The organism is Sphingomonas sp. HF-S4 (genome assembly GCF_032911445.1).
Lineage (GTDB): Bacteria > Pseudomonadota > Alphaproteobacteria > Sphingomonadales > Sphingomonadaceae > Sphingomonas > Sphingomonas agrestis.
In genome coordinates, this window is record NZ_JAWJEJ010000001.1 from 2,390,250 (window position 1) to 2,415,433 (window position 25,184).

At 66.7% G+C, this 25,184-nt stretch carries 28 protein-coding genes; 17 read left to right on the forward strand and 11 right to left on the reverse strand.

From position 1 onward, the window contains the following. Window position 1: 1 nt before the first annotated feature. Entirely contained in the window at window positions 2-1,540 is a 1,539-nt protein-coding gene (ubiB, locus tag RZN05_RS10705; RefSeq protein WP_317226605.1) for a 2-polyprenylphenol 6-hydroxylase, read from the forward strand. 6 nt (window positions 1,541-1,546) lie between these two features. Here ubiB and RZN05_RS10710 read toward each other — a convergent pair whose 3' ends face one another. From RZN05_RS10710 to RZN05_RS10720, 3 genes are read right to left on the reverse strand one after another with little or no spacing between them, the layout of a single operon-like run. Continuing rightward, entirely contained in the window at window positions 1,547-2,584 is a 1,038-nt protein-coding gene (locus RZN05_RS10710) for a sensor histidine kinase (protein WP_317226606.1), read from the reverse strand. Further along, the gene (locus RZN05_RS10715; RefSeq protein WP_317226607.1) at window positions 2,581-3,030 is read right to left on the reverse strand and encodes a response regulator; all 450 of its coding nucleotides are present in this window, start codon (window positions 3,028-3,030) and stop codon (window positions 2,581-2,583) included. Before RZN05_RS10715 ends, RZN05_RS10710 begins: the two co-directional genes overlap by 4 nt. 4 nt (window positions 3,031-3,034) lie before the next feature. Further along, window positions 3,035-4,519, reverse strand: coding sequence for a sensor histidine kinase (locus tag RZN05_RS10720; protein WP_317226608.1), 1,485 nt, complete (start codon window positions 4,517-4,519; stop codon window positions 3,035-3,037). A gap of 95 nt (window positions 4,520-4,614) precedes the next feature. Between RZN05_RS10720 and RZN05_RS10725 the strand changes: the two genes are divergently transcribed. From RZN05_RS10725 to RZN05_RS10740, 4 genes are read left to right on the forward strand one after another with little or no spacing between them, the layout of a single operon-like run. Continuing rightward, window positions 4,615-5,742 carry a hypothetical protein gene (locus RZN05_RS10725; RefSeq protein WP_317226609.1) on the forward strand — a complete coding sequence of 376 codons (1,128 nt, stop codon included), beginning with the start codon at window positions 4,615-4,617 and terminating at the stop codon, window positions 5,740-5,742. Further along, window positions 5,739-7,010 carry a bifunctional phosphopantothenoylcysteine decarboxylase/phosphopantothenate synthase gene (locus RZN05_RS10730; RefSeq protein WP_317226610.1) on the forward strand — a complete coding sequence of 424 codons (1,272 nt, stop codon included), beginning with the start codon at window positions 5,739-5,741 and terminating at the stop codon, window positions 7,008-7,010. The genes RZN05_RS10725 and RZN05_RS10730 overlap by 4 nt, the downstream gene beginning before the upstream one ends. A gap of 1 nt (window position 7,011) precedes the next feature. Beyond that, entirely contained in the window at window positions 7,012-7,461 is a 450-nt protein-coding gene (dut, locus tag RZN05_RS10735) for a dUTP diphosphatase (RefSeq protein WP_317226611.1), read from the forward strand. Further along, the gene (locus RZN05_RS10740; RefSeq protein WP_317226612.1) at window positions 7,458-8,267 is read left to right on the forward strand and encodes a HesA/MoeB/ThiF family protein; all 810 of its coding nucleotides are present in this window, start codon (window positions 7,458-7,460) and stop codon (window positions 8,265-8,267) included. The genes dut and RZN05_RS10740 overlap by 4 nt, the downstream gene beginning before the upstream one ends. Here the strand turns inward: RZN05_RS10740 and RZN05_RS10745 are convergent. Beyond that, complete coding sequence (locus tag RZN05_RS10745) at window positions 8,216-8,467, reverse strand: hypothetical protein (RefSeq protein WP_317226613.1); 252 nt, start codon at window positions 8,465-8,467, stop codon at window positions 8,216-8,218. The genes RZN05_RS10740 and RZN05_RS10745 overlap by 52 nt on opposite strands. 41 nt (window positions 8,468-8,508) lie before the next feature. Between RZN05_RS10745 and RZN05_RS10750 the strand changes: the two genes are divergently transcribed. Further along, window positions 8,509-9,513 (forward strand): NAD-dependent epimerase/dehydratase family protein, encoded by a 1,005-nt coding sequence (locus tag RZN05_RS10750; protein WP_317226614.1) that lies wholly within the window; start codon window positions 8,509-8,511, stop codon window positions 9,511-9,513. A 52-nt stretch (window positions 9,514-9,565) separates the two neighbouring features. Next, window positions 9,566-10,912 (forward strand): nucleotide sugar dehydrogenase, encoded by a 1,347-nt coding sequence (locus RZN05_RS10755; protein WP_317226615.1) that lies wholly within the window; start codon window positions 9,566-9,568, stop codon window positions 10,910-10,912. A 146-nt stretch (window positions 10,913-11,058) separates the two neighbouring features. Here RZN05_RS10755 and RZN05_RS10760 read toward each other — a convergent pair whose 3' ends face one another. Continuing rightward, complete coding sequence (locus RZN05_RS10760; protein ID WP_317227605.1) at window positions 11,059-12,267, reverse strand: chymotrypsin family serine protease; 1,209 nt, start codon at window positions 12,265-12,267, stop codon at window positions 11,059-11,061. Between the two features lie 751 nt (window positions 12,268-13,018). On the opposite strand from RZN05_RS10760, the gene RZN05_RS10765 reads away from it, so the two are divergent. Further along, window positions 13,019-13,411: a hypothetical protein gene (locus RZN05_RS10765; RefSeq protein WP_317226616.1), complete on the forward strand. Its 393-nt coding sequence runs from the start codon at window positions 13,019-13,021 to the stop codon at window positions 13,409-13,411. Between the two features lie 40 nt (window positions 13,412-13,451). Here RZN05_RS10765 and RZN05_RS10770 read toward each other — a convergent pair whose 3' ends face one another. Continuing rightward, the gene (locus tag RZN05_RS10770; protein ID WP_317226617.1) at window positions 13,452-13,715 is read right to left on the reverse strand and encodes a hypothetical protein; all 264 of its coding nucleotides are present in this window, start codon (window positions 13,713-13,715) and stop codon (window positions 13,452-13,454) included. 184 nt (window positions 13,716-13,899) lie between these two features. Here RZN05_RS10770 and msrB point away from each other — a divergent pair, with 184 nt between their 5' ends. Continuing rightward, a complete protein-coding gene (msrB, locus tag RZN05_RS10775; protein WP_317226618.1) occupies window positions 13,900-14,349 on the forward strand; it encodes a peptide-methionine (R)-S-oxide reductase MsrB in 450 nt (149 codons plus the stop codon). Window positions 14,350-14,586: 237 nt separating this feature from the next. On the opposite strand, the gene galU is transcribed toward msrB, so the two are convergent. Next, window positions 14,587-15,447 (reverse strand): UTP--glucose-1-phosphate uridylyltransferase GalU, encoded by an 861-nt coding sequence (gene galU, locus RZN05_RS10780; RefSeq protein ID WP_317226619.1) that lies wholly within the window; start codon window positions 15,445-15,447, stop codon window positions 14,587-14,589. Window positions 15,448-15,458: 11 nt separating this feature from the next. On the opposite strand from galU, the gene RZN05_RS10785 reads away from it, so the two are divergent. Further along, window positions 15,459-15,668 carry a hypothetical protein gene (locus RZN05_RS10785; RefSeq protein WP_317226620.1) on the forward strand — a complete coding sequence of 70 codons (210 nt, stop codon included), beginning with the start codon at window positions 15,459-15,461 and terminating at the stop codon, window positions 15,666-15,668. Here the strand turns inward: RZN05_RS10785 and RZN05_RS10790 are convergent. After that, the gene (locus RZN05_RS10790; RefSeq protein ID WP_317226621.1) at window positions 15,628-16,692 is read right to left on the reverse strand and encodes a M48 family metallopeptidase; all 1,065 of its coding nucleotides are present in this window, start codon (window positions 16,690-16,692) and stop codon (window positions 15,628-15,630) included. The two genes, RZN05_RS10785 and RZN05_RS10790, sit on opposite strands and share 41 nt — an antisense overlap. Before the next feature lie 340 nt (window positions 16,693-17,032). Between RZN05_RS10790 and RZN05_RS10795 the strand changes: the two genes are divergently transcribed. Then, window positions 17,033-17,254, forward strand: a complete 222-nt coding sequence (locus RZN05_RS10795; protein WP_317226622.1) for a hypothetical protein — start codon at window positions 17,033-17,035, stop codon at window positions 17,252-17,254. Window positions 17,255-17,445: 191 nt separating this feature from the next. Continuing rightward, window positions 17,446-18,210, forward strand: coding sequence for a metallophosphoesterase (locus RZN05_RS10800; RefSeq protein ID WP_317226623.1), 765 nt, complete (start codon window positions 17,446-17,448; stop codon window positions 18,208-18,210). A gap of 37 nt (window positions 18,211-18,247) precedes the next feature. Here the strand turns inward: RZN05_RS10800 and RZN05_RS10805 are convergent, their stop codons facing one another. Together RZN05_RS10805 and rpsU are read right to left on the reverse strand one after the other, a co-directional pair. Beyond that, window positions 18,248-18,889 carry an FKBP-type peptidyl-prolyl cis-trans isomerase gene (locus RZN05_RS10805; protein WP_317226624.1) on the reverse strand — a complete coding sequence of 214 codons (642 nt, stop codon included), beginning with the start codon at window positions 18,887-18,889 and terminating at the stop codon, window positions 18,248-18,250. Between the two features lie 88 nt (window positions 18,890-18,977). Further along, window positions 18,978-19,184 (reverse strand): 30S ribosomal protein S21, encoded by a 207-nt coding sequence (rpsU, locus tag RZN05_RS10810; RefSeq protein WP_019368605.1) that lies wholly within the window; start codon window positions 19,182-19,184, stop codon window positions 18,978-18,980. 238 nt (window positions 19,185-19,422) lie between these two features. Between rpsU and RZN05_RS10815 the strand changes: the two genes are divergently transcribed. From RZN05_RS10815 to RZN05_RS10835, 5 genes are all read left to right on the forward strand, one after another. Further along, entirely contained in the window at window positions 19,423-20,166 is a 744-nt protein-coding gene (locus RZN05_RS10815) for a response regulator transcription factor (RefSeq protein WP_317226625.1), read from the forward strand. A 10-nt stretch (window positions 20,167-20,176) separates the two neighbouring features. Further along, window positions 20,177-21,442 (forward strand): ATP-binding protein, encoded by a 1,266-nt coding sequence (locus RZN05_RS10820; protein WP_317226626.1) that lies wholly within the window; start codon window positions 20,177-20,179, stop codon window positions 21,440-21,442. A gap of 831 nt (window positions 21,443-22,273) precedes the next feature. After that, the gene (locus tag RZN05_RS10825) at window positions 22,274-23,020 is read left to right on the forward strand and encodes a dioxygenase family protein (protein WP_317226627.1); all 747 of its coding nucleotides are present in this window, start codon (window positions 22,274-22,276) and stop codon (window positions 23,018-23,020) included. Further along, window positions 22,971-23,174, forward strand: coding sequence for a hypothetical protein (locus tag RZN05_RS10830; protein WP_317226628.1), 204 nt, complete (start codon window positions 22,971-22,973; stop codon window positions 23,172-23,174). Before RZN05_RS10825 ends, RZN05_RS10830 begins: the two co-directional genes overlap by 50 nt. 208 nt (window positions 23,175-23,382) lie before the next feature. Further along, window positions 23,383-24,675, forward strand: a complete 1,293-nt coding sequence (locus RZN05_RS10835; protein WP_317226629.1) for an MFS transporter — start codon at window positions 23,383-23,385, stop codon at window positions 24,673-24,675. A gap of 89 nt (window positions 24,676-24,764) precedes the next feature. Here the strand turns inward: RZN05_RS10835 and RZN05_RS10840 are convergent, their stop codons facing one another. Further along, window positions 24,765-25,151, reverse strand: coding sequence for a response regulator (locus RZN05_RS10840; RefSeq protein WP_317226630.1), 387 nt, complete (start codon window positions 25,149-25,151; stop codon window positions 24,765-24,767). Window positions 25,152-25,184 lie beyond the last annotated feature (33 nt).

Genomic DNA, 25,184 nt, shown 5'->3' on the forward strand with positions numbered 1-25,184 from the left:
AGTGACCGCCCCTGCCGTCCACCTCTGGCGCCTGTTCAAATGGGGCCGCATCCTCGCGCGTCACGGCGCGCTGCGCGGGATCGAGCGCGACGCCAACACGCCCCGGCCGGTACGCCGTTTTGCTCGCATCCTACGCTTGGGAGCGAGCATTCCGGCCACCCCCCGCTATGCCGACGCCTTCCAGGCGATCGGCCCGGCCGCGATCAAGCTCGGCCAGACGCTCGCCACCCGCCCCGACCTGGTCGGCGAGGAAGCCGCGAACGACCTGCTCCGCCTCCAGGACGCGCTGCCGGCTTTGCCCTTCGCGGTGATCCGCCAGCGCATCGAATCCAGCTACGGCCGCCCGCTCGAGACCTTCTTCGCCAGCATCGAAGAAGCCCCGGTCGGCGCCGCATCGATCGCCCAGGTCCACCGCGCCGTCACCACCGATGGCCGCCAAGTCGCGGTCAAGGTGCTGCGCCCCGGCATCGAGGCCGAGTTCGCCCGCGCGATCGAGACCTATGAATGGGCCGCCGCCCAGGTCGAGGGCATGGGCGGCGAGGCTGCGCGCCTGCGCCCCCGCCTGATCATCGAGCATTTCAAGCGCTGGACCGCGCGCGAGCTCGATTTCCGCCGCGAAGCCGCCTCGGCCTCCGAGCTTGCCGAGGGCATGACCGCCGAGCCCGACTTCTACGTGCCCGCGATCGACTGGCAGCGCACCACCGGCAAGGTGCTGACGCTCGAATGGCTCGACGGGATCAAGCTCTCCGATCGCACCGCGCTGCTCGCCGCGGGGCACGACACCACCGCGCTCGCCGGCAAGCTGATCCGCGCGTTCCTGCGCCAGGCGATCGCCGAGGGCTTCTTCCATGCCGACATGCACCAGGGGAATCTCTTCGCGCTCCCCGATGGCCGCATCGCCGCGATCGACTTCGGCATCATGGGCCGGATCGACCGCCGCGCGCGCGTCTGGCTGGCGGAAATCCTCTACGGATTGATCACCGGCAACTACAAGCGCGTCGCCGAGATCCATTTCGAGGCAGGCTATGTCCCCTCGCACCACAATGTCGCCGAGTTCGCCACGGCGCTGCGTGCGGTCGGCGAGCCGATGCGCGGCCAGCCGGTCAAGGACATGAGCGTCGGCGCGATGCTCGACGGCCTGTTCAACATCACGCGCGACTTCGACATGCAGACGCAACCGCATCTGCTGCTGCTGCAGAAGACGATGGTGATGGTCGAGGGCGTCGCGCGCGGGCTCGATCCCGAGATCAACCTGTGGGAGACCTCGGGGCCCTTCGTCGGCGAATGGATCCGCACCGAGCTCGGGCCCGAGGCTGCGGTCGCCGACCGGATCATCACAGACCTGCGCACGCTCGCGCGGCTCCCCGAGCTGATCCGCAACATCGAGCTTCGCTATCCCGCCCCGGGCGGCGCCCCCCCTGCCCCGCCGCTGCGCGAGATCCAGGTCGTCCGCGTCGGCGGCGGCTGGCGCTATGCGGCAGTGGCGATCGGCGCCGCGGCGGCGAGTGCCGCGGGAATGTGGGCGGCGCTTACGCTCTGACCGAGTTCAATACGGCACGCTCAGCGTCGTCTTGACCCCGGCATGGGCGGGATCGAACTCGATCTTCGCCTGGAGGCTGCTCGCCATCGCGCGGACCAGCTTGGTGCCGAGCCCGGTGCCCTGGATCCGCCCGTCCGCGGGCATCCCGACGCCGTCATCCTCGACGCACAAGTGGAACTTCCCGTCCGACACGCGCGTCAGCTCGATCCGCACTTCGCCCGGGGTCGTCGGGGCATAGGCGTATTTGCACGCGTTGGTGACGAGCTCGTTGACGATTACCCCGAGCGACACCGCACGGTCGGTCTTGAGCTTGATCGGCTCGGCATTCAGCTTGAGCGTGCGCGGCGAGCCCGGCGTCGACAAGGTCTGCTCGAGCTCGGCGATCAGCGCGCGGAGATAATCGTCCATCGAGACGAACTCGACATCGCCCGAGCTGTAGAGCCGGCGATGCACCTGCGCGATCGCCTGGATGCGCTGCTGGGTCTCGAGCAGCGCGCTCTTCGCCACCGTGTCGGTGAGCACGCTCGCCTGCATATGGACGAACGCCGAGACGAGCTGGAGGCTGTTCGACACGCGATGGTTGACTTCGCCGAGCAGCGCCTCGAGCCGCGCGTTGCTCGCACGCAGCTCGGCCTCGACGGCCTCCTTGGCAGTGCGCAGGCGCACCTTCTCGAGCGCCTGGTGGAAGCTGCTCGCCAGCAGGTCGAAGAAATCGTCGCCCACCGTCTTGACGACATAGTCGACCGCGCCGGCCTTCAATGCCGCCACGGCGATCCGCGTCTCCTCGGACCCGGTGACATAGACCACCGGCGGGCAATCGGGCAGCGCGTGGAGCAGGTTGAGCGTAGTCAGCCCGTCCTGCCCCGGCATGTAATGGTCGACCGCGACCAGGTCATAGTCGCCGGCCCGCACCATCTCGACGCCCTCGGCACCGCTCGCCGCGAGGCTCACGTCGAAGCCGCGCCGCGCCAGTCCACGCTGGGCGAGCCGCCTCAGCCCCTCGTCGTCGTCGATATAGAGGATATGGGCCGGGGCCGTGCTCAATCGGCGTCCCCGACATCGGGGACCTGGATCACCGACAGGAACAGACCGAGCTGACGGATCGCGTCGGCGAAGTTCTCGTAGTTCACCGGCTTGGTGATGTAGACGTTGCAGCCGAGGTCGTAGCAGCGCTGGATCTCGACCTTGTCGTCGGTGGTGGTGAGCACCACGACGGGCGTGCGCTTGAGCGGGCTGCCCTCGGCCTTGATCCGCGAGAGGATGTCGGTGCCGCTCATGTCGGGCAGGTTCAAGTCGAGCAGGATCAGCGCCGGGCCGTTCTGCGCAGGGCCGTGCGGCGAATCGTACAGATAGGCCAGGGCCGACGTGCCGTCGGTGAAGTGATGGATCGTGTTCGAGATCCCCGCGCGGCGGATGTTCTTCTCGATCAGACGGGCATGTCCCTCGTCGTCCTCGATCATCACGATGTTAACGGGCTGATGGTTGGTCATTTTTTCACTCTCCCCCCAGGTTGAGTATTCTTGGCAGCGAAAGCCTGAAGGTTGCGCCGCGGTCAAGCTCCGATCGCACTTCGATGAGCCCGCCCAGGCGATAGGCTAGCGCCCGGACATGCGCGAGGCCGATCCCCTCGCCCGGCTGGTCCTGCATCCCCGAGCGGCGGAACAGATCGAAGATGCGCTCGTGGTCGCGCGGATCCACGCCGCGGCCATTGTCGATGACTTCGATCACCACCCGCTCGCGCTCCTGGTGTCCGCGCACGCGGATCAGCCCCGGCCGGCCGGGCTGGAGATATTTGAGCGCGTTCTCGATCAGGTTGGAAAGGATCTGCTCGACCGCGAGCCGATCGCTGTCGATCCGGGGCAGCGGCTCGGCGCGGAGCTCGGCGCCGGCGTCGTTGACGCGCGACTGGAGCGTGTCGAAGATGTTCTGGGTCAGCGCGTTGAGGTCGATCGGCTCGACCGCGAGCGTCCGCCGCCCCTCGCGCGACAGCTTGAGGATCGCGTTGATCAGTCGGTCCATCTTCTGGGTCGAGGTGCGGATGAAACCGATCGCCTCGGGCAGGTCTTCGCGCACAGCCAGACGCACGGGCTCGCTGATCAGCTGGGGCGTGGCTTCCTCCAGCGTCTCGAGAAACGCCGAGACGGTGTTGCGCGCGGCGTCGAGCTCGGCGGTGAACCCCATCACGTTGACCAACGGCGAGCGCAGGTCGTGCGAGACGATATAGGCGAAGCGCTGGATCTCGGCATTGGCACGCAGCAGCTCGGACGTGCGCTCGTCGACCATCGCCTCGAGCCCCTGGTTGAGCCGGCGCAGCTCGATGCGCGATGCCGCGAGATCGCGGGTGTAGCGCAGCATCAGCGTCAGCGTCAGCGTCGCGACGAGGATCAGGAGCAGCCCCGCCACGGTCAGGATAATGTAGAAGACGTTCTGCGAACGCGCCTGGCTGTCCTGGCGCGTGGCGAGCAGCGCGCGCTCGGTATTGGCCATTTCCTCGGAAACCTGGCGGACCCTGCGGATGAGCAGGACGGCGGGATCGTTCTCGAGCTTGCCTGCCCGGACGGCGCGCGCGCCCTCGAGCATCGTGGGATCGCGATAGACTTGCTGGCGCGCGAGCAGTTGGCGGAGTTCGCGAACGCGTTGCTGCTGCGCGGGATTGTCGCGCGTCTCGCTCTCGATGGCGCCCAAGGTCGCCGCCGCATTGTCGGCAGCCTCCTGCATCCGCTGGCGAAACAGCGGCCCGCCACCCAGCAGCACGCCGCGCCGTGCCGTCTCGGCGCGCTCGTTGAAGCTGGCAAAGGCGCCGAGCCTGGTCTGGAGGTTGAGCGTATGCTCCACCCACTCGGCATTGTCCGCGTTGCGCGATTGCACCCAGGCCGTGGCAACTCCCGCGGCGATCAGCGCGAGAAACCCGACCGCAATGAGCGCGATCAGGCGGCGCGCGAGCCCCGGCTGGAGCTTTTCGAGGGACGTATCGGGCATTGCAAGCCTCTCTAGGGGGCGGACGCGCCGCTAGCAACGGCGGCACGCACCGCCCCTCGACACCGGTGCTCCCGCGCGTGTAGTTCCGCGCTCTTATGGCCCGCATCGCCACCGGCACATTCTGGCTCGCCACCCCCAGCCGCTTCGCAGCGCTGGGAAGAGCGCGCGCGCGGATCGTGCTCGGGGCGCTGGTGCTGCTGCTCCTCGCCTGCATGACCGCGCTGACCGTCGCCGATCCCGCCGCGGTTGGCGGTGCCGGGCCGGCTGCGATCCAACCGTCCGATCAGACCGACCTGATGCTTTACGAAAAGATCGTCGCAGGCGTTAAGGGCGGCGGCGATTACTACACCGTCGCAACCGATGCGCTGCGCTCGGGCGGCTATCCCTTGCGCCCCTTCCTCACGGTGCGGATGCCGTCGCTGGCGGTGGTCCAGGGGCACCTGCCCGATTGGGCGCCGACGATGCTGCTTTATCTGCTCGCCGCGACGGTCGCGATGGTCTGGGCGCTGCGGCTCGGCGCCGCGCTGCCGCGCCTGTTGCCGCGCGTCGCCGCCGCGCTGCTGCTGGTCGGATCGATGCTCGCCTTCCTCCAGGCCGGGCTCGCCGCGTTTCACGAGATCTGGGCGGGGCTGCTGATCGCCTTGTCGCTTGGGGTGCGCCGCCCTGGGCGCTGGACCGAAGCCGTTGCCTTCGGGCTCGCCGCGATGCTGATCCGCGAGACCGCCGCGCTCTACGCGCTCGTCATGCTGGCGATGGCGTGGCTCGAGGGCGAGCGGCGCGAGGCGCTGGGCTGGCTCGCCGCGCTCGCGCTGTTCGCCGCCGCGCTTGCCGCGCATGCCTGGGCGGTGACGGGCGCCACTGGCCCGCTCGACCCCGCCTCGCCGGGCTGGAGCGGGCTGCTCGGCTTCGGCTTCTTCGTCAAGGCGGTCAGCTTCGCCACCGCGCTCCAGCTCCTGCCGATCGCCGGTGCCGCCTTGCTCGTTGGGCTCGCCTTGTTCGGTTGGGCGGCGTGGAACGACCCGGCGGGACTGCGCATGCTCGTGACGCTTGCCGCCTACGCCGCCGCGATCAGCATCTTCGCGCGCAGCGACACCTTCTATTGGGGCCTGATGGTCGCCCCAATTTTCCTCGTCGGCTTGGTGTTCGTGCCCGACGGCCTGCGCGACCTGCTGCGCCCGCGTCTCGACAAGCCGCGCATCACCGTGACAAGGGTCGCCCGATGAAACGCATCCTGCTGATCGTCGGCGGCGGCATCGCCGCGTACAAGGCCTGCGAGCTCGTCCGGCGGTGCCGGAAAGCCGGGATCGGCGTGAAGGTCGTCCTCACCGAAGGGGGCAGCCATTTCGTCACGCCGATGACGCTCGCCGCCCTCTCCGAGAACCAGGTCTATACGACGCTCTGGGACCTCAAGGACGAGGCCGAGATGGGGCATATCCAGCTGAGCCGCGAGGCCGATCTGGTCGTGGTCGCCCCCGCCACCGCCGATCTGCTCGCCAAGATGGCCGCCGGGCTCGCCGACGATCTCGCCACCACCTTGCTGCTCGCCACCGACAAGCCCGTCCTGGCCGCCCCGGCGATGAACGTCCGCATGTGGGGCCACGCCGCCACGCGCCGCAACGTCGCCCAGCTTCGTAACGATGGCGTAACGATCCTCGAGCCCGACGAAGGCCCGATGGCCTGTGGCGAATACGGCCCAGGCCGCCTGCCCGAGCCCGAGGCGATCCTCGCGGCGATCCGGGACGCGCTCTCCACCGTTCGCCCTGAGCTTGTCGAAGCGCCGCTTTTCTCTTCGGGTGTTGGAGAAAAGAAGAACAACCCTTCGACAAGCTCAGGGCGAACGGGTGCGTTGAATGGCAAGCACATCCTCGTCACCGCCGGCCCCACCCACGAGCCGATCGACCCGGTCCGCTACATCGCCAACCGCTCGTCGGGCCGCCAGGGCTATGCCATCGCCGGGGCGCTCGCCGCGCTCGGTGCGAAGGTCACGCTGGTCAGCGGCCCGGTCACCCTGGCCACTCCGCCGGGCGTCACCCGCGTCGATGTCGAGACCGCACAGCAAATGGCCGATACCGTCACGTCCGCCCTCCCCGCCGACGCCGCGGTGATGGTCGCCGCGGTCGGCGACTGGCGCGCCGAGACCGCGGTGCAGAAGCTCAAGAAGGGCGATACCCCGCCGTCGCTCGCTCTCTCCGAGAACCCCGACATCCTCGCCCTTCTCGCCCACGGCCCGCACCGCCCCGGGCTGGTCGTCGGTTTCGCCGCCGAGACCGAAAAGGTGATCGAGCACGCCACCGCTAAGCGCACCCGCAAAGGCGCCGACTGGATCGTCGCCAACGATGTCTCCGGTGACGTGATGGGCGGCGAGGCCAATGCCGTCCACCTCGTCACCGCCGACGGCGTCGAGAGCTGGGAACGCCTCCCCAAGGGCGAAGTCGCCCGTCGCCTGGCGTCACGCATCGCCGACGCGCTCACCACCGCTCCCAAGGACTGACATGCTCGCCCCGATCAATATCCAGATTCAGCGCCTCCCGCATGGCGAGGGGCTCCCCCTCCCCGCTTATGCCACCAGCGGCGCCGCCGGGATGGACGTGGTCGCCGCCGAGGATCTCATGCTCGATCCCGGCAAGCGCCACGCCGTCGCCACCGGCTTCGCGATGGCGATCCCAGAAGGCTATGAAGTCCAGGTCCGCCCGCGCTCCGGACTCGCGCTCAAGCACGGCATCACCTGCCTCAACACGCCCGGCACGATCGACAGCGACTATCGCGGCGAAGTGAAGGTGATCCTCGCCAATCTCGGCGACGCGCCCTTCGCGATCGCCCGGGGCGACCGCATCGCCCAGCTCGTCTCCGCCCCCGTCCAGCGCGCCGACCTGACCGAAGTGGAAACACTCGACGAGACCGCGCGCGGCGCCGGCGGGTTCGGCTCGACCGGGACGCGATGAGCTTTAGCGACGCCCAGCTCGATCGCTATGCCCGGCACATCGTGCTGCGCGAGGTCGGCGGGGCGGGCCAGACCAAGCTGCTGGCAAGCCATGTCCTGCTGATCGGCGCGGGCGGGATCGGATCGCCCGCAATCCAATATCTCGCCGCCGCGGGCGTCGGCCGGATCAGCGTCGTCGACGACGATACGGTCGCGCTCTCGAACCTCCAGCGCCAGACGCTCTACGGCACGGGACAGATCGGCATCGCCAAGGTCGAGGCGGCGCGTGAGGCCGTCGCCCGGCTCAACCCCGATGTCCGCTTCGACGCCGTCGCGGCGCGGATCGATGCGGGCAACGCCGCCCGCATCCTCGCCGAGCTGGCGCCCGACGCGATTCTCGACGGTTCGGACAATTTCGCCACCCGCCTTGCCGTCGCCGACGCCGCGCTCGCCGCGCACATCCCGCTGGTCGCCGCCGCCGTCGCCGAGTTCGAGGGCCAGCTCGGCACCTTCCGCGGCTGGGAAGCCGACAAGCCGTGCTACCGCTGCTTCGTCGGCGGCGATCCCGAACGTCCCGAGGCGACGTGCGCCGAGCAGGGCGTGCTCGGGGCACTCACCGGCGTGATGGGCAGCCTCGCCGCTCTCGAGGCGATCCGCGCGATCGCCCCCTTCGGCGAGGACAGCGCCGGCAAGCTCCTGCTGGTCGACGCTCTGGCGCTACGCTTCCGCAGCCTGACGCTGCCCAAGGATCCGGGCTGCCCGGCCTGCGCCGGCGCTCAGGTCGGATCTAGCTCCAGCGGGATCATCCCCCAGCCGTCGAACGCATAAGCCTTCGGCTCGGTCGCGATGTCCGGTGACGGATCGATCTGCTGCTCGGCCACCGTCAATTCGGCGACATCCCCATCCACTTGCGGCTCTTGCACGGCCGTAACTCCCTCTGATGCCGCGCGTACTACGCCTGTTTTCAACAGGATGGGAGTCCCCATGCTTGACTTGATCTCGCTGAGCCGCTGGTAACCTTTTCCCATTAGCCGGGGCCGGAACGGTTCGATACAAAAGGCAGGAGCGTATGGCGGGCAAGCGGGTATTGGTGACGGGCGCGGCCGGGTTCATCGGCTTCCACACCAGCGAGAAGCTGCTCCAGCAGGGGCACACCGTGCTCGGCGTCGACAATTTCTCGGCCTATTACGACGTCGCGCTCAAGGAAGCCCGCACCGACATTCTACAAAACCACGCCGAATATTCGCTCGCCCGCGTCTCGATCGAGGACCAGCCCGCGCTCGCCGCCGCCTGGACCGCGTTCAAGCCCGACACGGTGATCCACCTCGCTGCCCAGGCCGGCGTGCGCTATTCGATCGACGAGCCCGCCAGCTATATCGGCACCAACCTGGTCGGCACGCACAACATTCTCGAGCTCGCCCGCCATCATCCGGTCAAGCACCTCCTCGCCGCCTCGACCAGTTCGGTCTACGGCGCCAACACGCAGATGCCGTTCGAAGAAATCCAGCGCACCCAGACGCCCTTGAGCCTCTACGCCGCCACCAAGGGCGCGACCGAGCTGATGGGCCACAGCTACAGCCACCTCTTCGGCACCCCGATGACCTTCTTCCGCTTCTTCACGGTCTATGGTCCCTGGGGGCGGCCCGACATGGCGCTGTTCAAGTTCGCCAAGGCAATGCTCGAAGGGCGCCCGATCGACGTCTATAACAACGGCAACATGGTGCGCGACTTCACCTATATCGACGATCTCGCCGAATCGATCGTCCGCCTGACCGATGCGATTCCCGGCCGCGAGCCGGTGGAGGGCGACAGCCTCTCCCCCGTCGCGCCCTTCCGCACCGTCAACATCGGCAACGGCCAGCCCACTCCGCTGATGGACTATATCGGCGCGCTGGAGGCGGCGCTCGGCCGCGAGGCGATCAAGAACTTCCTGCCGATGCAGCAGGGCGACGTCCCCGCCACCGAGGCCTCGTCGGCGCTGCTCGAGCGGCTCACCGGCTTCAAGCCCTCGACCCCCCCGGCGCAGGGCGTTGCGCGTTTCGTCGATTGGTATCTGGCGCATTATCAATCCTGAAACCCCCTCTGGGCGATAGGGGTCTCGAACCTATCGCTGACACGGGGATGGCATGAGTATCGAATGGCCCGCGCATGGCCTTAAGCTCCAGGCGCGAATCGAAAGCGGCACCGCGACGATCGGCGTCATCGGCATGGGCTATGTCGGCCTGCCGCTCGCCATCGCATTCTGCGAAGCCCAATGCCCCGTCCTCGCCTTCGACCTCGATGCGGCCAAGGTCGATGCGCTCAACGCCGGGCAGAGCTATATCCGGCATATCGAGGGCGCCCGCGTCGCCCCGCAGGTCGAGGCCAAGCGCCTCGACGCCACTGCTGATCTCGCCCGGCTGGGCGAGGCCGACGTCCTGCTGATCTGCGTGCCCACGCCGCTCACCCGCCATCTCGAGCCCGACCTCAAATATGTCGAGGCGACCACCGCGGCGATCGCCAGGACGCTCCGGAAAGGCCAGCTCGTCATCCTCGAATCGACCACCTATCCCGGCACCACGCGCGAAGTGATGCAGCCGATCCTCGAGGCCGGCGGGCTCGTATCGGGCAAGGACTTCTTCCTGGCCTATTCGCCCGAGCGCGAGGATCCCGGCAACCCGAATTTCTCGACCACGCAGATCCCGAAGGTCGTCGGCGCCGACGACCAGGTCTCGGCCGACCTCGCGCTCGCGCTCTACAAGCACATCGTCCCCAGGACGATCGCCGTCTCGTCGGCCGCTACCGCCGAAGCGGTCAAGATCACCGAGAACGTCTTCCGCGCCGTCAACATCGCTTTGGTCAACGAACTCAAGCTCATCTTCACGGCGATGGACATCGACGTCTGGGAAGTCATCGACGCCGCCAAGACCAAGCCGTTCGGCTTCATGCCCTTCTATCCGGGGCCGGGTCTCGGCGGGCACTGCATCCCGATCGACCCCTTCTACCTCACCTGGAAGGCGCGCGAGTTCAACCAGCACACGCGGTTCATCGAGCTCGCCGGCCAGATCAACGCCGACATGCCGCAGCACGTCATCCGGGTGATGGCCGACACGCTCGACGCACGCTTCGGCCGGGGCCTGCGCGGCGCGCGCATCCTCGTCCTCGGCGTCGCGTACAAGAAGAATGTCGACGACATCCGCGAGAGCCCGTCGCTCCGCCTGATGGAGATGATCGAAGCCCGCGGCGCCACCGCCGACTTCCACGATCCGCACGTCGCCCAGATCAACGGCACCCGCGAGCACCCGACGCTCAACTATCGCCACGGCGTGGCATGGGACCCGGCCGAGATTGCCCGGTACGACGCCGTCCTGATCGCCACCGATCACGATTCGGTCGACTATGCCGCTTTGGTCGATGCCGCCCCGCTGGTGATCGACACCCGCAACGCCTGCGGCAAGGCCGGCGTGGTCAGCGACAAGGTTGTCCGGGCCTGACCTAAGCTCCCCTCCCTGCTGGCAGGGAGGGGCTGGGGGTGGGTGCGCGCGTCTGCGCGCCCAAAAGACTCTGTCGCCAAGCATCGAAGCGACGGACAGGGCATCGAGCCCTGCCCGCCGCTAAAACCACCCCTGGCCCCTCCCTTTCAGGGAGGGGAATTTAACAGCGCGGGTCGCGCCCCACCCTCCACCACCAGCCGCCAAGGCGCAGGCAGGTAATCGAGCGACATATAGAAATAGAACGCGCACGACCCATCCCGCCGATAGCTCGCGCCCTTGACAACGCCGAACGCGGTGGTCCCGCTGAATACCGGCCCGCCGCTATCGCCGCCCTTGCAGCTCGGCCCCGCAACCGTCACCCAGGTCGGCAGGCACGGCCCGCCGCACAGGTCCGCCGCGGGCGCGAAATCGAGCAGCTCGACTTCGGCGCAGCTATAGCCGCTGCTCTCGCCGCGATGGCAGACGAAGTCCCCTGCCCGTGTGCTCGGCTTGGCGATCTGCGCTTCCACCGGCCGCTCGATCGTGCGTGCGGTGTCCGAATAGATCAGCGGCCGCTCGGGCGCGGCACCGGTATGGATCTGCACGTCGTGATAGCCCCAGCCCCATTGGCCGACGAAGCTGAGCGGGATCGGCCCGCCCTGCGGATCGTAATAGGTCATGTCGTCGAGGCAGTGCGCCGCGGTGGTGATCCCGCTGCGCGTCCCGTCGGTTACGGCGTAGCCGGTAGTGCAGCGATAGCGCTTGCCGTTGCCCGGATCGATCCCGTCGAGCCGCCCGCCGCCGTGCAGCCCGAGATTGGCCTCGACTCGCTCGAGCACCCGAACCTGCACCGGCACGCCGGTCAGCTTCTCTAGCTCGGCATCGATCGCCCGCGCGCCGCCGTCGGCCGCGGCGATGGCATTGCCGACGATGACGACCAGTTCGCCGGTGCGCGGATCGAGCCCCATCGACGGCGGGCTCGGCAGCGCCGCGCGGATCGCCGCCTGGTGATAGGTGATCGCCCACACCACCCGGTCGCGGCTCGCCTTGGCGCCGGTGCGGAACACGATCGGGACGCGCATGCCCCCGGCGCGAATGGTCTGCTCGGGCACCGGATCGTCGCCGGTCAGGTACACGATGTAGCGATAATCGGGACGATGCTGCACCGAGATGCCCGCCAGCCGATCACGATAGCGCGCCGCGATCGCATCGGTCGCCGCCACGCTGTCGTGCTGCGCATGCAGCCGGCGCAGTGCCTCGGCCTGCGGCACGCCATAGGCCCGTGCATATTCGCCGGCATCCTGCGCCAGCGCGGTCTCGCGCGTCTGCACCGTCTGCGCCGCAGCTGGCTGAACCAGCAGCGCGGCGAGCAGCACGGACAGCAATCGAAATATCCCGCCCGACCTCATTACGGCAATGTAGGCCGGAGCGGGCCAGCCGCAATGCCGCCTATTGCAAGCCGGACCGCTCAGCAGCGACGACCGTTCTCGCCCCAATTGCGGACATCGGCTCCGCCTGACAGATTGGTAAAATGCGATCGTCGTTCGTGCTTCTGATTCTGATGTGCGCTGCGTCGGCCTGCAGAGAGCCCAGTCGCTTGCAGTCAGAAGACTCCCGCTGGGTGTACCAGCCAGCGCGCGGTGCCGTTGCACAACGATTGTCATTTAAGTTTGAGGATGGAGAAGACACCAACTTTATCGGACACTGTAGAGGTGAACCGGAGTTCTCGCTTTATGGCGGTGGCTATGAGCCTCTTCCGACGCAATTCCTGCTCACGGTCGACGACCGCTCCTGGACGCTGCCAGCATGGCAGGGCGAGCACGGTCGTGGCTTACTAGTCCGGCGCTACGAGCCAAATCTTGCGATCGCCAAGGCTAAGCATAGTATTGTCTTTCAAGTCGGGAATTGGCGACGCGAGGTGAGACCAAGTCCAGCACTGACTAGATTCATAAAAGGTTGCGGCTGACGGCCGCTTTCCACCCAATCTCGGACAATCGCGCGTGGCAGAGCGGGTGCCAGAAGCGGACCGGCAGCTAACGCTCCATTTGCGGACGTCGGCTGGTCGCGATACGCTCTGTGGTAAAGGTGCCCATCGCATTCGGGCATTCCTGACTCAAAGGACGTCGTATGCTGCCGTTCATCCTCGGCTCGATCCTCGCGGTTCAGGACGCGAAAGCCCACGTCGACGTATTTGGTAAGTACCTTGCCACAAACCTGACTACAAAGCCTGCCTGCGATAAGCCGGGCGATAGATATCTGATCATCAATTCAAAAGGCTTGGACTGGGGTGACGGCAAAACGTACCCGCTCGTTCGGCTAGAGGTCGGCGACCGCGACCATTATCATTTATGGCTTAACGACCTCCAGACCGGAAAGGTCATGCTGTACGGCGTGTTTATCGATAGAAATCACGACCACGCCATCGTGATCAGTGATGAGAGAGCCGAAATGCAGGCTCGTGTCGACCAACCAGGTGTCGCCGACATTGGCATCGCGGGCTACGCGCGCTGCCCTTCTTAGCCGCAAGCGGGCGTCTCAGCCAATGTCCGCTTCCCACCCACTAGCCGCCGTCGCTCTCGACCAGTTCGACGATCTCGAAATCATACCGCTCCCAGCCGCGCTGCCTTGCCGCATCGGCGGTCGCCGCCTTCTTTCCCGTCGCCTCTTTGAGCGACTTCACATGCCCCCAGAACACTTCCGTACGCCCGCCGCCCAGATGCGCGACGATCCGCCAGTAATGCGTGAACGGCGCCGATGTCGGTCCGATCGTCTTGACGTAGCCGTCGGGCAAGGTCGCGGTGAGGTAGCGCTTCTTCTTCGCCATTGCGCCTCCATAGCCGTGGCAGGCCGCGCACATCCACAATCCGTTCGCGCTGCACTTGTCGAAGCGCCGCCCTACCCCTTCGGCCAAGAAGAACCGCCCTTCGACAAGCTCAGGGCAAACGGAGGAGGGGCGATTGGAACCAGCGCCGCGAATTCCCACATATCCCCGCGAAACGGAGATCCGCATGACCCAGTATCGCAAGACCGACGAAGCCCTGGCCGCGCTCACCCCCGAGGAATTCTTCGTCACGCAGAAGAGCGGCACCGAGCGCCCCGGCACGGGCAAGTATCTCAACAACAAGGAAGCCGGCATCTATGTCGATATCGTGTCGGGCGAGCCGCTGTTCGCCTCGACCGACAAGTACGAGTCCGGCTGCGGCTGGCCGAGCTTCACCAAGCCGATCGAGCCCGCCAACGTCGCCGAGCTGCGCGACGAGACCCACGGCATGGTCCGCACCGAAGTGCGCTCGGCGAACGGCGACAGCCATCTCGGCCACGTCTTCGAGGACGGCCCGCGCGACCGTGGGGGTTTGCGCTATTGCATCAACTCGGCGTCGCTCCGCTTCGTGCCGCGCGACGCGATGGAGGCCGAAGGCTATGGCGCCTATCTCGACCAGGTCGAGCAGCCTGCCTGACGGCGCTTGCAATGTAGGATTTGACCTGCTTGCCTCGGGCGGTCGGCGCTGCCGGCCGCTCTTTGAGTTGTCCAGCTCGCAGTTCGAAACGCGTTTCGGCGTGTCTTAGCCGCGCAGTCGAAGCGTCCCTGCCGCGTCGATGAAGCCTAGCCGCCGCAAGGCAATGGCGAACCGGCGCGATTGCGGGAGAACCCGCGAAACGAGTCAACTTCGTCAACTTCGTCAACCGCCGCACGCCTAGCGCGCGTCGATGAACGCCTGCACCGCCGGGCCGATGTCCGCCCGCTCGAGCGCCACGGCGATATTGGCCTGGATGAAGCCCGCCTTGTCGCCGCAATCGTAGCGCGTTCCCTGGAAGGTCACGCCGTGAAAGGCCTGCCCGCCGATCATCCGCGCCATCGCGTCGGTGAGCTGGATCTCGCCGCCCGCGCCCTTCTCCTGCCCGTCGAGCACGCGCATCACCTCGGGCTGGAGGATGTAGCGGCCGATCACCGAAAGGTTGGAGGGCGCCGTCCCCGCCGCCGGCTTCTCGACCAGTCCCTTCACTTCGGTCAGCGCGCCATCGCGCGTGCCCGGCGTGATGATGCCATAGCGATGCGTCTGGTCGTCGGGGACCTCCTCGGCGCAGATCAGATTGCCGCCGACCTTGTTGTACGCCTCGACCATCTGCTTGAGGCACCCCGGCTGGCCGAGCATGAAGTCGTCGGCGAGCAGCACTGCGAAGGGCTCGTCGCCGACGATGTCGCGCGCGCACCACACCGCATGTCCAAGCCCCATCGGCTCCTGCTGGCGGACATAGGCGGCGGCCCCCGGCTTCAACCGTGTCGCATCAAGGATTTGGAGCGACTTGCCGCGCTCGTTCATCGTCGTCTCGAGTTCGAAGGCGATGTCGAAATGGTCCTCGATCGCGCTCTTGCCGCGCCCGGTGACGAAGATCATCTGCTCGATCCCCGCCTCCATCGCCTCGTCGACGGCATATTGGATCAGCGGCCGATCGACGATCGGCAGCATCTCCTTGGGCATCGCCTTGGTCGCGGGCAGGAAACGAGTGCCAAGGCCCCCGACGGGGAACACGGCCTTGCGCAGCGGCTTGATCATTCGAGCTCTCCTTGAGCCGCGCCCTTGCCCGTTCGCTGGGGCCCGATCAAGCGGGCGCATACAGCGTCGCGCGCTGCGCCATGCGCCATGTCGGCAAGCGGCTGGTGCCGGTCACCACGCATCGCCGCGAGAATTTCGGCGGCATGGCGGCGGTCGAAGCGAATCGCTGCGGCCGGCCAGCTAGCGCGCGCGGATCAGCAGCGATTGCCAGTCTCCGCTAAGCGGCTGACTGCGGTCGGCCAGTACCGGCGCCATGATTGGCCGCACAGATATCGTCTCCAGCTTGGCGATCTCGGCTTCGAGAGTCGCGACACGGTCGCGCCAGGCGGGATGCGAGCGGCTTCGGAAGATGCCGCCGGCCTTGCTCGGTCCGAAGCTGCGCCAGAATGTCACCGCGGCGCGCGGCGGATACCCCGCATTTGCGAGTAAATAGACCGAGAGCAGGTCCGCCTCGAGTTCGGTCTGCCGGAAATACTTAACATTGCCGCCAAATCCCGAGAGCATCCCGAAATCGACGCCCCGCGCCTCAAGCCGATCGCGATGGTGCAGGATGTTGTGGGAGAATTCATGCGCGATCACGGCCGCAACTTGTTCCGGCGTATACGTCTCAAAGAAGCGCGCGCTGATCTGGACCATCGTGCCGTCGGCCGATGCGCGGAAATCTTGGGCAAGACGAAGCTCGAATCGGCTACGGCACGATGCCACCGGATGGATCGTAACCGATACGGGAGCACCTGCCCGAATCGCCTCAACGTCGATCGGTTGCCCAACCGGCAATGCCGCAATTGCGAGTTGGGTCGCGACAAGGCGCTGCGTCGTTCCCGAGGCTCCGGGTATGGCAGCGATTTCCACCGAGCCTATTCGAACGAGCGAATCGTCCTGGCGCAGCCCTGCTTGCGCCGCCGGGCTGTCGGCAACGACGCCCTCGATCGCGACCGGCGTCGCGAAACCGAAATGTGCCTGCGCAGCGCTACGGGAGCCCGAATCGAACTGATCGAGCGTATGGAGCTGCAACCCGAGACCCGGCTCCTGACGGTCGCAGAGCGGCGCATTGGCCACCGCCAGGCGCCAGCCGACCGTTGCAAGCGCGAGATCTGCCGCACGGACGGCCTCCAGCGTCTCGCGATCCTGCGCTGCTGGCACGGCAACGGCCTGGGCTGAAGGATACAGCGCGGCTGCTGGAAGAATCCGTATGACGCACAACAAGATGCGGAAAATAGATGGGGGCATGGACGCCTTAGGCACGACTATCGATCGAATCGCAATGCGCCCCCCATCCGGACGGACGGCCGTGCAAACGCATCTTACCCTATGGCGGGCTGCCACAAATTTGCCGCTCCGGCTCATCATCTCTCGTTAACCCCCTTGGCACTAATGCTGCACCGCGTTATCGAAATTTCGCGCGCTCGCAGCGCGGGTCGAAGTTGTGAGCTATGAGTTCGGATCAACCGGACCAGTGTTGCGTTCAGGCCACGGCAAAGCTAAGTTTGCCGAGAGCTTGTTTTTTGAGGTGTTGCCGTTTGCGCGGTCCTATGTCATAGGGCTGCTTGACGTGAGCACCGGAGCTCGAAGAGGGAGTAGAATAATGTTGTCCAAGCTTCTTACGGCGGCTGCAGTCGTCACGATGGCTGCCACCCCGGTTGTGGCGGCTCCGGCTTCCAAGCTGTCGCTTTCGCGCGCCACCACGGCGAGCGAGAAGGATAGCGAACTGGCACCGGCCGTGATCATCGGCGTGCTCGCGACCGTCGCGATCATCGGTGGCGCCGTGGCGCTCGCCAACAACGACGACGATCCCGACAGCAACTAAGTCTGTCTGGGTTTTCCGGATTACGAGTGGCGGCCCGAAAGGGCCGCCACTTTTGTTTTAGGCATCGCGACCGGCGCAGGTTCGTTCGGACGCGATGTTTCGCCTCGCGCTATGGATATCTCATAAAGCTTGGATATATCCAGGCACCCCAATAGAGGCATGGCAAGCAGCTTGGACATCGTGACATTTCGATGATTGGTCAGCTTTTCCGTCGCCGTTCCGTCGCCCCCAAGCTCGAGGGCCGCATACCTGCCGGACAGCGCGTCTACGCCATTGGAGACATTCACGGGCGCCTCGATCTGCTGGATACGTTGCTCCTTCGCATCCGCAGTGACGATGCCAGCCGCGGCGCAGCGCAGTCGCGCATCCTCTTTCTCGGCGACTTGATCGACCGAGGGCCCAGTTCGGCGCAAGTGGTGGACCGCGCCCTCGAAATGGCCAGCGGACCGGGGAATTGCCAATTCCTCCTCGGCAATCATGAGGAAGTTTTTCTCAAGGCGATGGACGGGGATCCCAAGACCCTTGCCTTCTTCATCCGGATCGGTGGCCGCGAGACGATCCTGAGCTATGGCATCTCAGAACAGGAATATCGGGACGCGGATTATCCCGAGTTGCATGCGCTTCTGACTCAGCGCGTGCCGGCGTCGCACATCGCCTTTCTCAAGAGCTTCGAGGACCTCATCGTCGTCGGCGACTACGCCTTTGTCCATGCCGGCGTGCGGCCGGGGCAGGCGCTGGCAGACCAGCACGCGAGCGACCTTCGATGGATCCGCCGCGATTTCCTCGATCACACCAGCGGGTTCGAGAAAATCATCGTCCACGGCCACACCATCACCGACGAGGTAGAGGTGCGGCCGCATCGCATCGGCCTGGATACCGGCGCCTATGCCAGCGGCAAGCTCACTGCGATGGGATTCGAGGGCGGAGAACGCTGGGTGCTCGACACCGCCAAATAAAAGCGGCGGCCCCGAAGGGCCGCCGCAATTATATCCGTTACTGCCCGGGCACACCCTGCGGTGGCGGGCCACCGGCACCCGGAGGCGGACCGCCGGCACCACCACCCTGCTGTTGCTGCATCATCTGCTGCATCATCATCTGCTGGACGACGGCGGCGGGGAGGATGCGCTCGGGGCTGACGGTGAAGACGAGCATCGCGTCGGGCGGCACGCGCTCGGGATCGGGGCTCTGCATGCCCGGCGCGCCGTAGGCGAGGTTGGCCGGGATCCACAGGCGGTACTTGCCGCCCTTCTTCATCAGCTTGAGGCCTTCGAGGAAGCCGGGGATCGCGCTGCCCTGCTGGATCGGGAACGGCACCGGGCGATCGCTCTTGTCGAACACCCGGCCGTCGCGGAAGCGACCCTCGTAATTGGCGACGACATAATCGCCCTCGCCGGCCGTGGTGCCCTCGCCCGCCTCGAGCACCTGGTATTGGAGGCCCGACGCCGTGGTCTGCACCCCGGCCCTGCCCTTGTTCCAGGCGAGATACTGCGTGTCGGTGCCCTTGGCGGCAACCTGCTCGCGGGTGCCGAGCCAGGCGAGACCGGCGGCCAGCGCAATCGCCAGCACCACACCGATCCACAGCCAGACCTTATAGGCCCGCTTGACGGGCTGGAGCGGAACGGCGGTCACCGACATGAGTCACATCCTCGATCGGCGTTCCGCCGCTTAACTTCGCACTTTTCCCACTCTTTCATTCCGAAAGTTGCGGGAGACCGCAATAATCTTACCGTGCGCTGTCGCGCTCGACGCGCTTGCGCTCAAGCTTGCGGGCGCGGCGGACCGCAGCGGCACGCTCGCGGGCGCGCTTCTCGCTGGGCTTCTCGTAGTGACGACGGAGCTTCATCTCGCGATACACGCCCTCACGCTGCAGCTTCTTCTTGAGCGCGCGCAGCGCCTGGTCGACGTTATTGTCGCGAACGATGATTTGCATAAGGCCGTACAGCTCCGATCTCGATACAATAGAATAGGGTCGCCGGAGCGCAGGCTGCGGCGTGATCGGGGGCACCTATCAGCGCGAATCCATTTTTTCAAGGTCAGAAGCGCCGCCCGGACGCGAATCCCCGACCGACACCCCGCCCACCTGTGGCCCATCGGCAACAGCGCCGCCACATTACACTGCGTTGCAGCGCTGCAACGCGGCCGATAGGTTCGCCAGTGATTTGACGAGGATGCAAGCAGCCATCGCCTTGGACCTGGAAACCCGCCTCCTCATCGTCGACGACGACCCCGGAATCCGCGAACTGACCGCGGCGTTCCTGGAGCAGCACGGCTATGTCGTCGACACGGCGTCAGGCGGCGCCGAGATGCGCGAGGCGATGGCCGCGCACGACTATGCGCTGGTCGTGCTCGACCTGATGATGCCGGGCGAGGATGGCCTGGCGATCCTGCGTTCGATGGACCGCGAATCAGGGCCCGCGGTGATCCTCCACTCGGTGATCGGCGAGGATGTCGACCGCATCGTCGGGCTGGAGATGGGCGCCGACGACTATGTCGCCAAGCCCGCCAACCCGCGCGAACTGCTGGCGCGGATCCGCTCGGTGCTCCGGCGCAGCGGCACCGCGAGCGGCGAGCGCGCGGCGGACAAGCTACCCGAGCGCCAATTCCTCCGCTTTGCCGGCTGGCGCCTCGATCCGGTGGCGCGCCAGCTCTACGATCCCGAGAACGTTATCATCAATCTGTCCGACGGCGAGTTCCGGCTGCTGCTCGCCTTGGTCGAGCGGCCGCGGCGCGTGCTGACCCGCGACATGCTGCTCGATCTGTCGCGCGGGCCGATGGCCGAGCATTTCGACCGTGCGATCGACGTGCAGATGAGCCGGCTGCGGAAAAAACTCGCTCGGCCGGGGCGCGAGGAGCTGATCCGCACGATCCGCAACGAGGGGTATATGTTCGTCGCCGAAGTCGCTGCGAAGTGAGATGGGGCACGTGAGCCGCGCGCGATCGATCACGCTTCCGATCGTGCTGCTGGTGATCGCCGCGGCGCTGATCGCGACGACGGTGCAGTTCACAGCCATGTTCAGCGGCCCGCCGCCCTGGTTCCGCCCGGTGCCCGTAGCGCGCGTCGCCGAGGCGCTGCGTACCGGCCAGGTGCCCGAAAGCGTGCACGGAATCGAAGTCGCGCGCATCGCCGAGGATCGTTTCGGCCGCAGCGAAGAGCAGCCCGCTCCCCGGCGCGATGCCGCGATCGCCGCGCTGATCCCCGCCCCCGCCGGCGAGGTGCAGGGCTATTACCAGTTCCCGCCGCACGATCCCGACGGCGACCTGCGCGGCAGCTTCAGCGTCGGGCGTCGCGACGGCGCCGGCTGGGTGGTGGTATCGACCGCAGCGCCGCCGACCTTCACCGGCTGGCATTTCCGCCGGCTGGCGGGGATGGTGCTGACGCTGGCGGTGCTCTCGGTGCTCGCCTGGCTGGTCGCGGGGCGGATCTCGCGCCCCATCCGCAAGCTTGCCGAAGCGGCAACGCGCGCACGGCTCGGCGCGCGGCCGGCGATCCCGCATGGCGGTCCGCGCGAAGTCCGCGAGCTCGCCGAGGCAGTCGAGGCGATGCAGGATCGCATCCTCCAGCAGGCCGAGGGGCGCACCGCAATGCTCGCGGCGATCGCGCACGATCTCGGCACGCCGCTGTCGCGAATCGCCTTCTGGGTCGAGCAACTGCCCGAGGAGGCGCGCGACCGCGCCGCCGCCGATATCGACGAGATGCGCGCGATGCTGGGCGCGGTGCTGCGCTTCACCCGCGACGACCGCAGCCGCGCGCCCCACGCGCGGCTCGATCTGGGCAGCCTGATTGAGAGCCTCAGCGACGATCTTTCCGCGGCGGGAATGCCGGTCGAGGTCGATCTGGGGCCGCGCGTGGTAGTCGAGGGCGATCCCGTGGCGCTGCGCCGGCTGTTCACCAACCTGGTCGAAAATGCCGTGCGCTATGGCGATCGCGCGCGGCTGTGCTGGTCGGTTTCTGGTGGCTGGGCTGAGGTGCTGGTCGAGGACGAAGGGCCGGGCTTTCCGGCGGGACGTGCGGAAGCGCTGTTCGCCCCTTTCGTGCGCGGCGAGACGTCGCGCAACCGAGCGACTGGGGGGACCGGACTGGGGCTGGCGATCGTGCGGTCGATCGCCGAGGCGCATGGCGGCGAAGTGCGGCTGGAGAATCGCGACGCCGGCGGCGGGCGGGTGCGGGTGCGGCTGCCGCTGGATTAGGTCTAGGACTCATAAGCGGCCTGTCCGCAAGCGCCCCAATTGCGGACATGGCCAAGGTGGTCCAAACTTCGGCGATGGGCTTGGTCTCCGCACTGTCTCTCATCGGGCTACTTTCGAGTGCCCCTACGGCTGCGTCCGCGCAGGACCATGACATCACCTATGGAGCCACAGTGACCTTCTCCGAGGGCGAATGCTGGTTCTGGACAGGGGATGTCGGCCTTACGGCGCTTGAGTTCCAGAGCGACCTCGCAAGCCGATTTGATCGGCACGGCACGATCATCATTTCGCACGTCGCAAGCACACCAGCTCGATGCGTCAAGACCGCCCGCCGTATGGCGGCTCGTGCGGGGTTCAAGCTTGTAAAGACTGAAGTGCGGGCTGATGCTGGTCCAGTCGGACCACCGATGAACGGCAGCTAACCACCCAATGTCGGCCATTCAGTTCTCGGGCCGAAAGCGGCCGTTATGGGACACGACCTAACAGCCGATTCTCAATTTCCTCATGGATCGGGCGTCAGCCGCACTCGGCCTCATAGGCTGCACGGACAGGATCATATTCCAGGCGGGGGGCGAGGGGCACACTGCCGCGCGGCCGCACTTTGCGAGCTGCCGGCTGGCGATGAAAGGAACGGAGCCAGTTTAGCGACACGGGGTCTCCTTTACTCAGCCTTGATCGCGCAGCCGGCGGCCGCATGCAATTCAGGACTTTGCCTAGGGGTGATTTGCGCGCCGCCGCGAACAGCCTGCAATCCGTTGAAACACTCGGCGATTGCACGAAATCAGGCGGCAGGATCGCCCCGGCACTCCCTGCAGATCAGCGGGAGTATTGCACTTGCTTCAAGACCTTCACCAACAACACGACCTCGGCCTTGTCCATGACCTTGTGGCGATTAATGCGCTGGCCAGCCGCCGACGCGCGCTACGCTGGTTTGCCGGGGCGGGCGCAGGCGCGCTGCTGACCGCGTGCGAAGGCAGCGGATCGAGCGCCGGGGCGGTGGTGACGCCGACGCCGACACCCAGCGCCACCCCGACTCCGACCCCGGGCGCGACTGCTACCCTCACGCCGACCGCGGGCTGCGTCGCCGATCCGAGCGAGACCAACGGCCCCTACCTGGCCGACGGCACAAACACGTCGTCGGGCCTCACGTCGAACGCGCTGACCGCCGCCAATGTCGTGCGCAGCGATCTCCGCTCGAGCTTCATCGGCAGCTCGATCGCGGTTGCGGGCGGCGTGCAGGTGACGCTCACCCTCACCGTGGTCAACGTCAACGCGACCTGCGCGCCGCTGGCGGGCTATGCCGTCTATCTCTGGCACTGCGACCGCGACGGCAAATACTCGCTCTACGACCTGCCGAACGAGAGCTATCTGCGCGGCGTCGGCGTGACCGACGCCAATGGCCAGGTCAGCTTCACCACGATCTTCCCCGGCTGCTATGCCGGGCGCTGGCCGCATATCCATTTCGAGGTCTTTCTCGAGCCTGAGCAATGCGACGAGCGGGCGGTACGCCGCATTGGTCTCGCAGCTCGCCATGCCGGCGGCGGCATGCGTCGAGGTCTACAACAACGCCAGCGGCTATAGCGCCAGCGTGCGCAACTATGCCGGCGTGTCGCTGAGCGGCGACAATGTGTTCGGGGACAATTCGAGCGCGCAGCTGGCCCAGCAGACCCCGGCCATGCGCGGCAGCGCGGCGGTGGGGCACAGCGCGACGGCGGTGATCGGGTTGGCGCGGTAACCCGCGTGCTCCGGCGAAGGCCGGAGTGCTGGCCTTCCGGGACAGCATTCGCGGCCAGGGCTCCGGCCTTCGCCGGAGCACGGAAAATGGAACGTTCACGAGCTCCACGAGGAGCGGCCGGTAGCCCGCCGGCCGGGCGTCCCCGTCTGCCGAGGTGGTTCCCCTCTGTACCACTTCCCGGCAGGCGGGGCGCCGTTATAGTGCGGCGATGGCATCCCGCTCCTTCGCCCGCCCGCATCGCCCGCATCGCCTGCGATCGATCCTCGGCGGATCGGCGGGCAATCTCGTCGAATGGTATGATTGGTACGCCTATTCAGCGTTCACGCTCTACTTCGCGCCGCACTTTTTCCCCAAGGGCGACCAGACTGCGCAGCTATTGAACGCCGCGGCGGTGTTTGCGGTCGGCTTCCTGATGCGGCCGATCGGCGGGTGGCTGATGGGGGTGTATGGCGACCGCCACGGGCGCAAGGCGGGGCTGACGCTGTCGGTGACGCTGATGTGCCTGGGCTCGCTGATCATTGCGGTGACGCCGGGATACGAGACGATCGGGATGGCAGCGCCGGCGCTGCTGGTAATCGCGCGGCTGCTCCAGGGCTTGTCGGTCGGCGGCGAATATGGCGCGAGCGCGACCTATCTTTCCGAGATGGCGGGAAAGAAGAATCGCGGCTTCTTCTCGAGCTTCCAATACGTCACCTTGATCTCCGGCCAACTGGTGGCGCTGCTCGTGCTGCTGGTGCTCCAGGCGGTGCTGAGCGAGGCCGCGCTCGACGCCTGGGGCTGGCGGGTTCCGTTCGCGATCGGCGGGGTGCTGGCGGTGCTCGTCTTCTGGCTGCGGCGGCGGCTGGCCGAGACCGAGAGCTTCGAGAATGCCAAGGGCAAGGGCCGATCGGGGTTCGGCGCGCTGTTTCGCGAGCATCCGCGCGAGGCGGCGCTGGTGATGCTGCTCACCGCGGGGGGCACGCTCGCTTTCTATGCCTATTCGATCTACCTCCAGAAATTCCTGGTCAATACCGCCGGGTTCGATCGTGCGACTGCTTCGCAGATCAATGCCGCAGCGCTGTTCGGGTTCATGCTGATCCAGCCGCTGGCGGGCGCGCTGTCCGACCGGATCGGGCGGAAGCCGCTGATGGTGGGGTTCGGGGTGCTCGGCGTGCTGCTGACCTGGCCGATCTTCACCACGCTGGAGACCGTGCGCAGCCCGATCGCGGCGTTCGCCCTGATGCTCGCCGCGCTGGTGATCGTCACCGGCTACACCTCGATCAACGCGGTGGTGAAGGCCGAGCTGTTTCCCGCGCACATCCGCACGCTCGGCGTGGCGCTGCCCTACGCGCTCGCCAATGCGCTGTTCGGCGGGACGGCGGAATATGTAGCGTTGTGGTTCAAGGACGCGGGATGGGAGCGCGGATTCTACTGGTATGTCACCGCGATGATCGGGGTTTCGCTGATAACGTATCTCAAGATGCGTGATACTGCTAAGCATTCGCAGATATTGGAGGACTGATTCCTTCCCGGGCCGGTCGGCTGCGAGATTGCCACCGTCACCCCGGCCCAAGTGCTAGGGTGACGGCAGGAATCAGGCTGCGTCAGGGATCAGGCCAAAATCCCGCCGCCGCGGCCGGCGAGGACGCGGCCGATCGAGTCGAACAGCGCATCCATCGCCACGGGCTTGAACAGCACGTCGTCGGCGCCGAGCGCCAGGCAGCGCTCGCGCAGATCTACCGCGGTGTCGGCGGTGACGACGATGATCGGCAGCTCGGCCTTGGCGTCGCTGCGCGCACGGATACGGCGGATCGTCTCGAAACCGTCGGTGCCGGGCATACGTAAATCTACCAGGATGACATCGAAGCTCTCGGCGTCGATCTTTGCGAGGCCCTCCTCCGCCCAGGCCGCCTCGGCCATGGTCGCGCCGGCCACGTCGAGCATGTCCTTCACGACCCGACGGTTCATCGGGTCATCCTCGATGAAAAGGATGTTCATGGCGTGCCGCCGCAATGGACGGAGTGAATATCG

Excerpts from the sequence above, each read along its gene's own strand:
- dut (WP_317226611.1), top strand. The coding sequence starts at position 7,012 with ATGCTCGCCCCGATCAATATCCAGATTCAGCGCCTCCCGCATGGCGAG.
- RZN05_RS10750 (WP_317226614.1), top strand. The coding sequence starts at position 8,509 with ATGGCGGGCAAGCGGGTATTGGTGACGGGCGCGGCCGGGTTCATCGGC.
- RZN05_RS10815 (WP_317226625.1), top strand. The coding sequence starts at position 19,423 with ATGCAAGCAGCCATCGCCTTGGACCTGGAAACCCGCCTCCTCATCGTC.
- RZN05_RS10805 (WP_317226624.1), bottom strand. The coding sequence starts at position 18,889 with ATGTCGGTGACCGCCGTTCCGCTCCAGCCCGTCAAGCGGGCCTATAAG.
- RZN05_RS10745 (WP_317226613.1), bottom strand. The coding sequence starts at position 8,467 with ATGGGAAAAGGTTACCAGCGGCTCAGCGAGATCAAGTCAAGCATGGGG.
- RZN05_RS10725 (WP_317226609.1), top strand. The coding sequence starts at position 4,615 with ATGGCCCGCATCGCCACCGGCACATTCTGGCTCGCCACCCCCAGCCGC.
- RZN05_RS10730 (WP_317226610.1), top strand. The coding sequence starts at position 5,739 with ATGAAACGCATCCTGCTGATCGTCGGCGGCGGCATCGCCGCGTACAAG.
- RZN05_RS10770 (WP_317226617.1), bottom strand. The coding sequence starts at position 13,715 with ATGGCGAAGAAGAAGCGCTACCTCACCGCGACCTTGCCCGACGGCTAC.
- RZN05_RS10720 (WP_317226608.1), bottom strand. The coding sequence starts at position 4,519 with ATGCCCGATACGTCCCTCGAAAAGCTCCAGCCGGGGCTCGCGCGCCGC.
- RZN05_RS10715 (WP_317226607.1), bottom strand. The coding sequence starts at position 3,030 with ATGACCAACCATCAGCCCGTTAACATCGTGATGATCGAGGACGACGAG.
- galU (WP_317226619.1), bottom strand. The coding sequence starts at position 15,447 with ATGATCAAGCCGCTGCGCAAGGCCGTGTTCCCCGTCGGGGGCCTTGGC.
- RZN05_RS10840 (WP_317226630.1), bottom strand. The coding sequence starts at position 25,151 with ATGAACATCCTTTTCATCGAGGATGACCCGATGAACCGTCGGGTCGTG.
- msrB (WP_317226618.1), top strand. The coding sequence starts at position 13,900 with ATGACCCAGTATCGCAAGACCGACGAAGCCCTGGCCGCGCTCACCCCC.
- RZN05_RS10765 (WP_317226616.1), top strand. The coding sequence starts at position 13,019 with ATGCTGCCGTTCATCCTCGGCTCGATCCTCGCGGTTCAGGACGCGAAA.
- RZN05_RS10830 (WP_317226628.1), top strand. The coding sequence starts at position 22,971 with ATGCCGGCGGCGGCATGCGTCGAGGTCTACAACAACGCCAGCGGCTAT.
- RZN05_RS10800 (WP_317226623.1), top strand. The coding sequence starts at position 17,446 with ATGATTGGTCAGCTTTTCCGTCGCCGTTCCGTCGCCCCCAAGCTCGAG.
- RZN05_RS10740 (WP_317226612.1), top strand. The coding sequence starts at position 7,458 with ATGAGCTTTAGCGACGCCCAGCTCGATCGCTATGCCCGGCACATCGTG.
- RZN05_RS10835 (WP_317226629.1), top strand. The coding sequence starts at position 23,383 with ATGGCATCCCGCTCCTTCGCCCGCCCGCATCGCCCGCATCGCCTGCGA.
- rpsU (WP_019368605.1), bottom strand. The coding sequence starts at position 19,184 with ATGCAAATCATCGTTCGCGACAATAACGTCGACCAGGCGCTGCGCGCG.
- RZN05_RS10755 (WP_317226615.1), top strand. The coding sequence starts at position 9,566 with ATGAGTATCGAATGGCCCGCGCATGGCCTTAAGCTCCAGGCGCGAATC.
- RZN05_RS10795 (WP_317226622.1), top strand. The coding sequence starts at position 17,033 with ATGTTGTCCAAGCTTCTTACGGCGGCTGCAGTCGTCACGATGGCTGCC.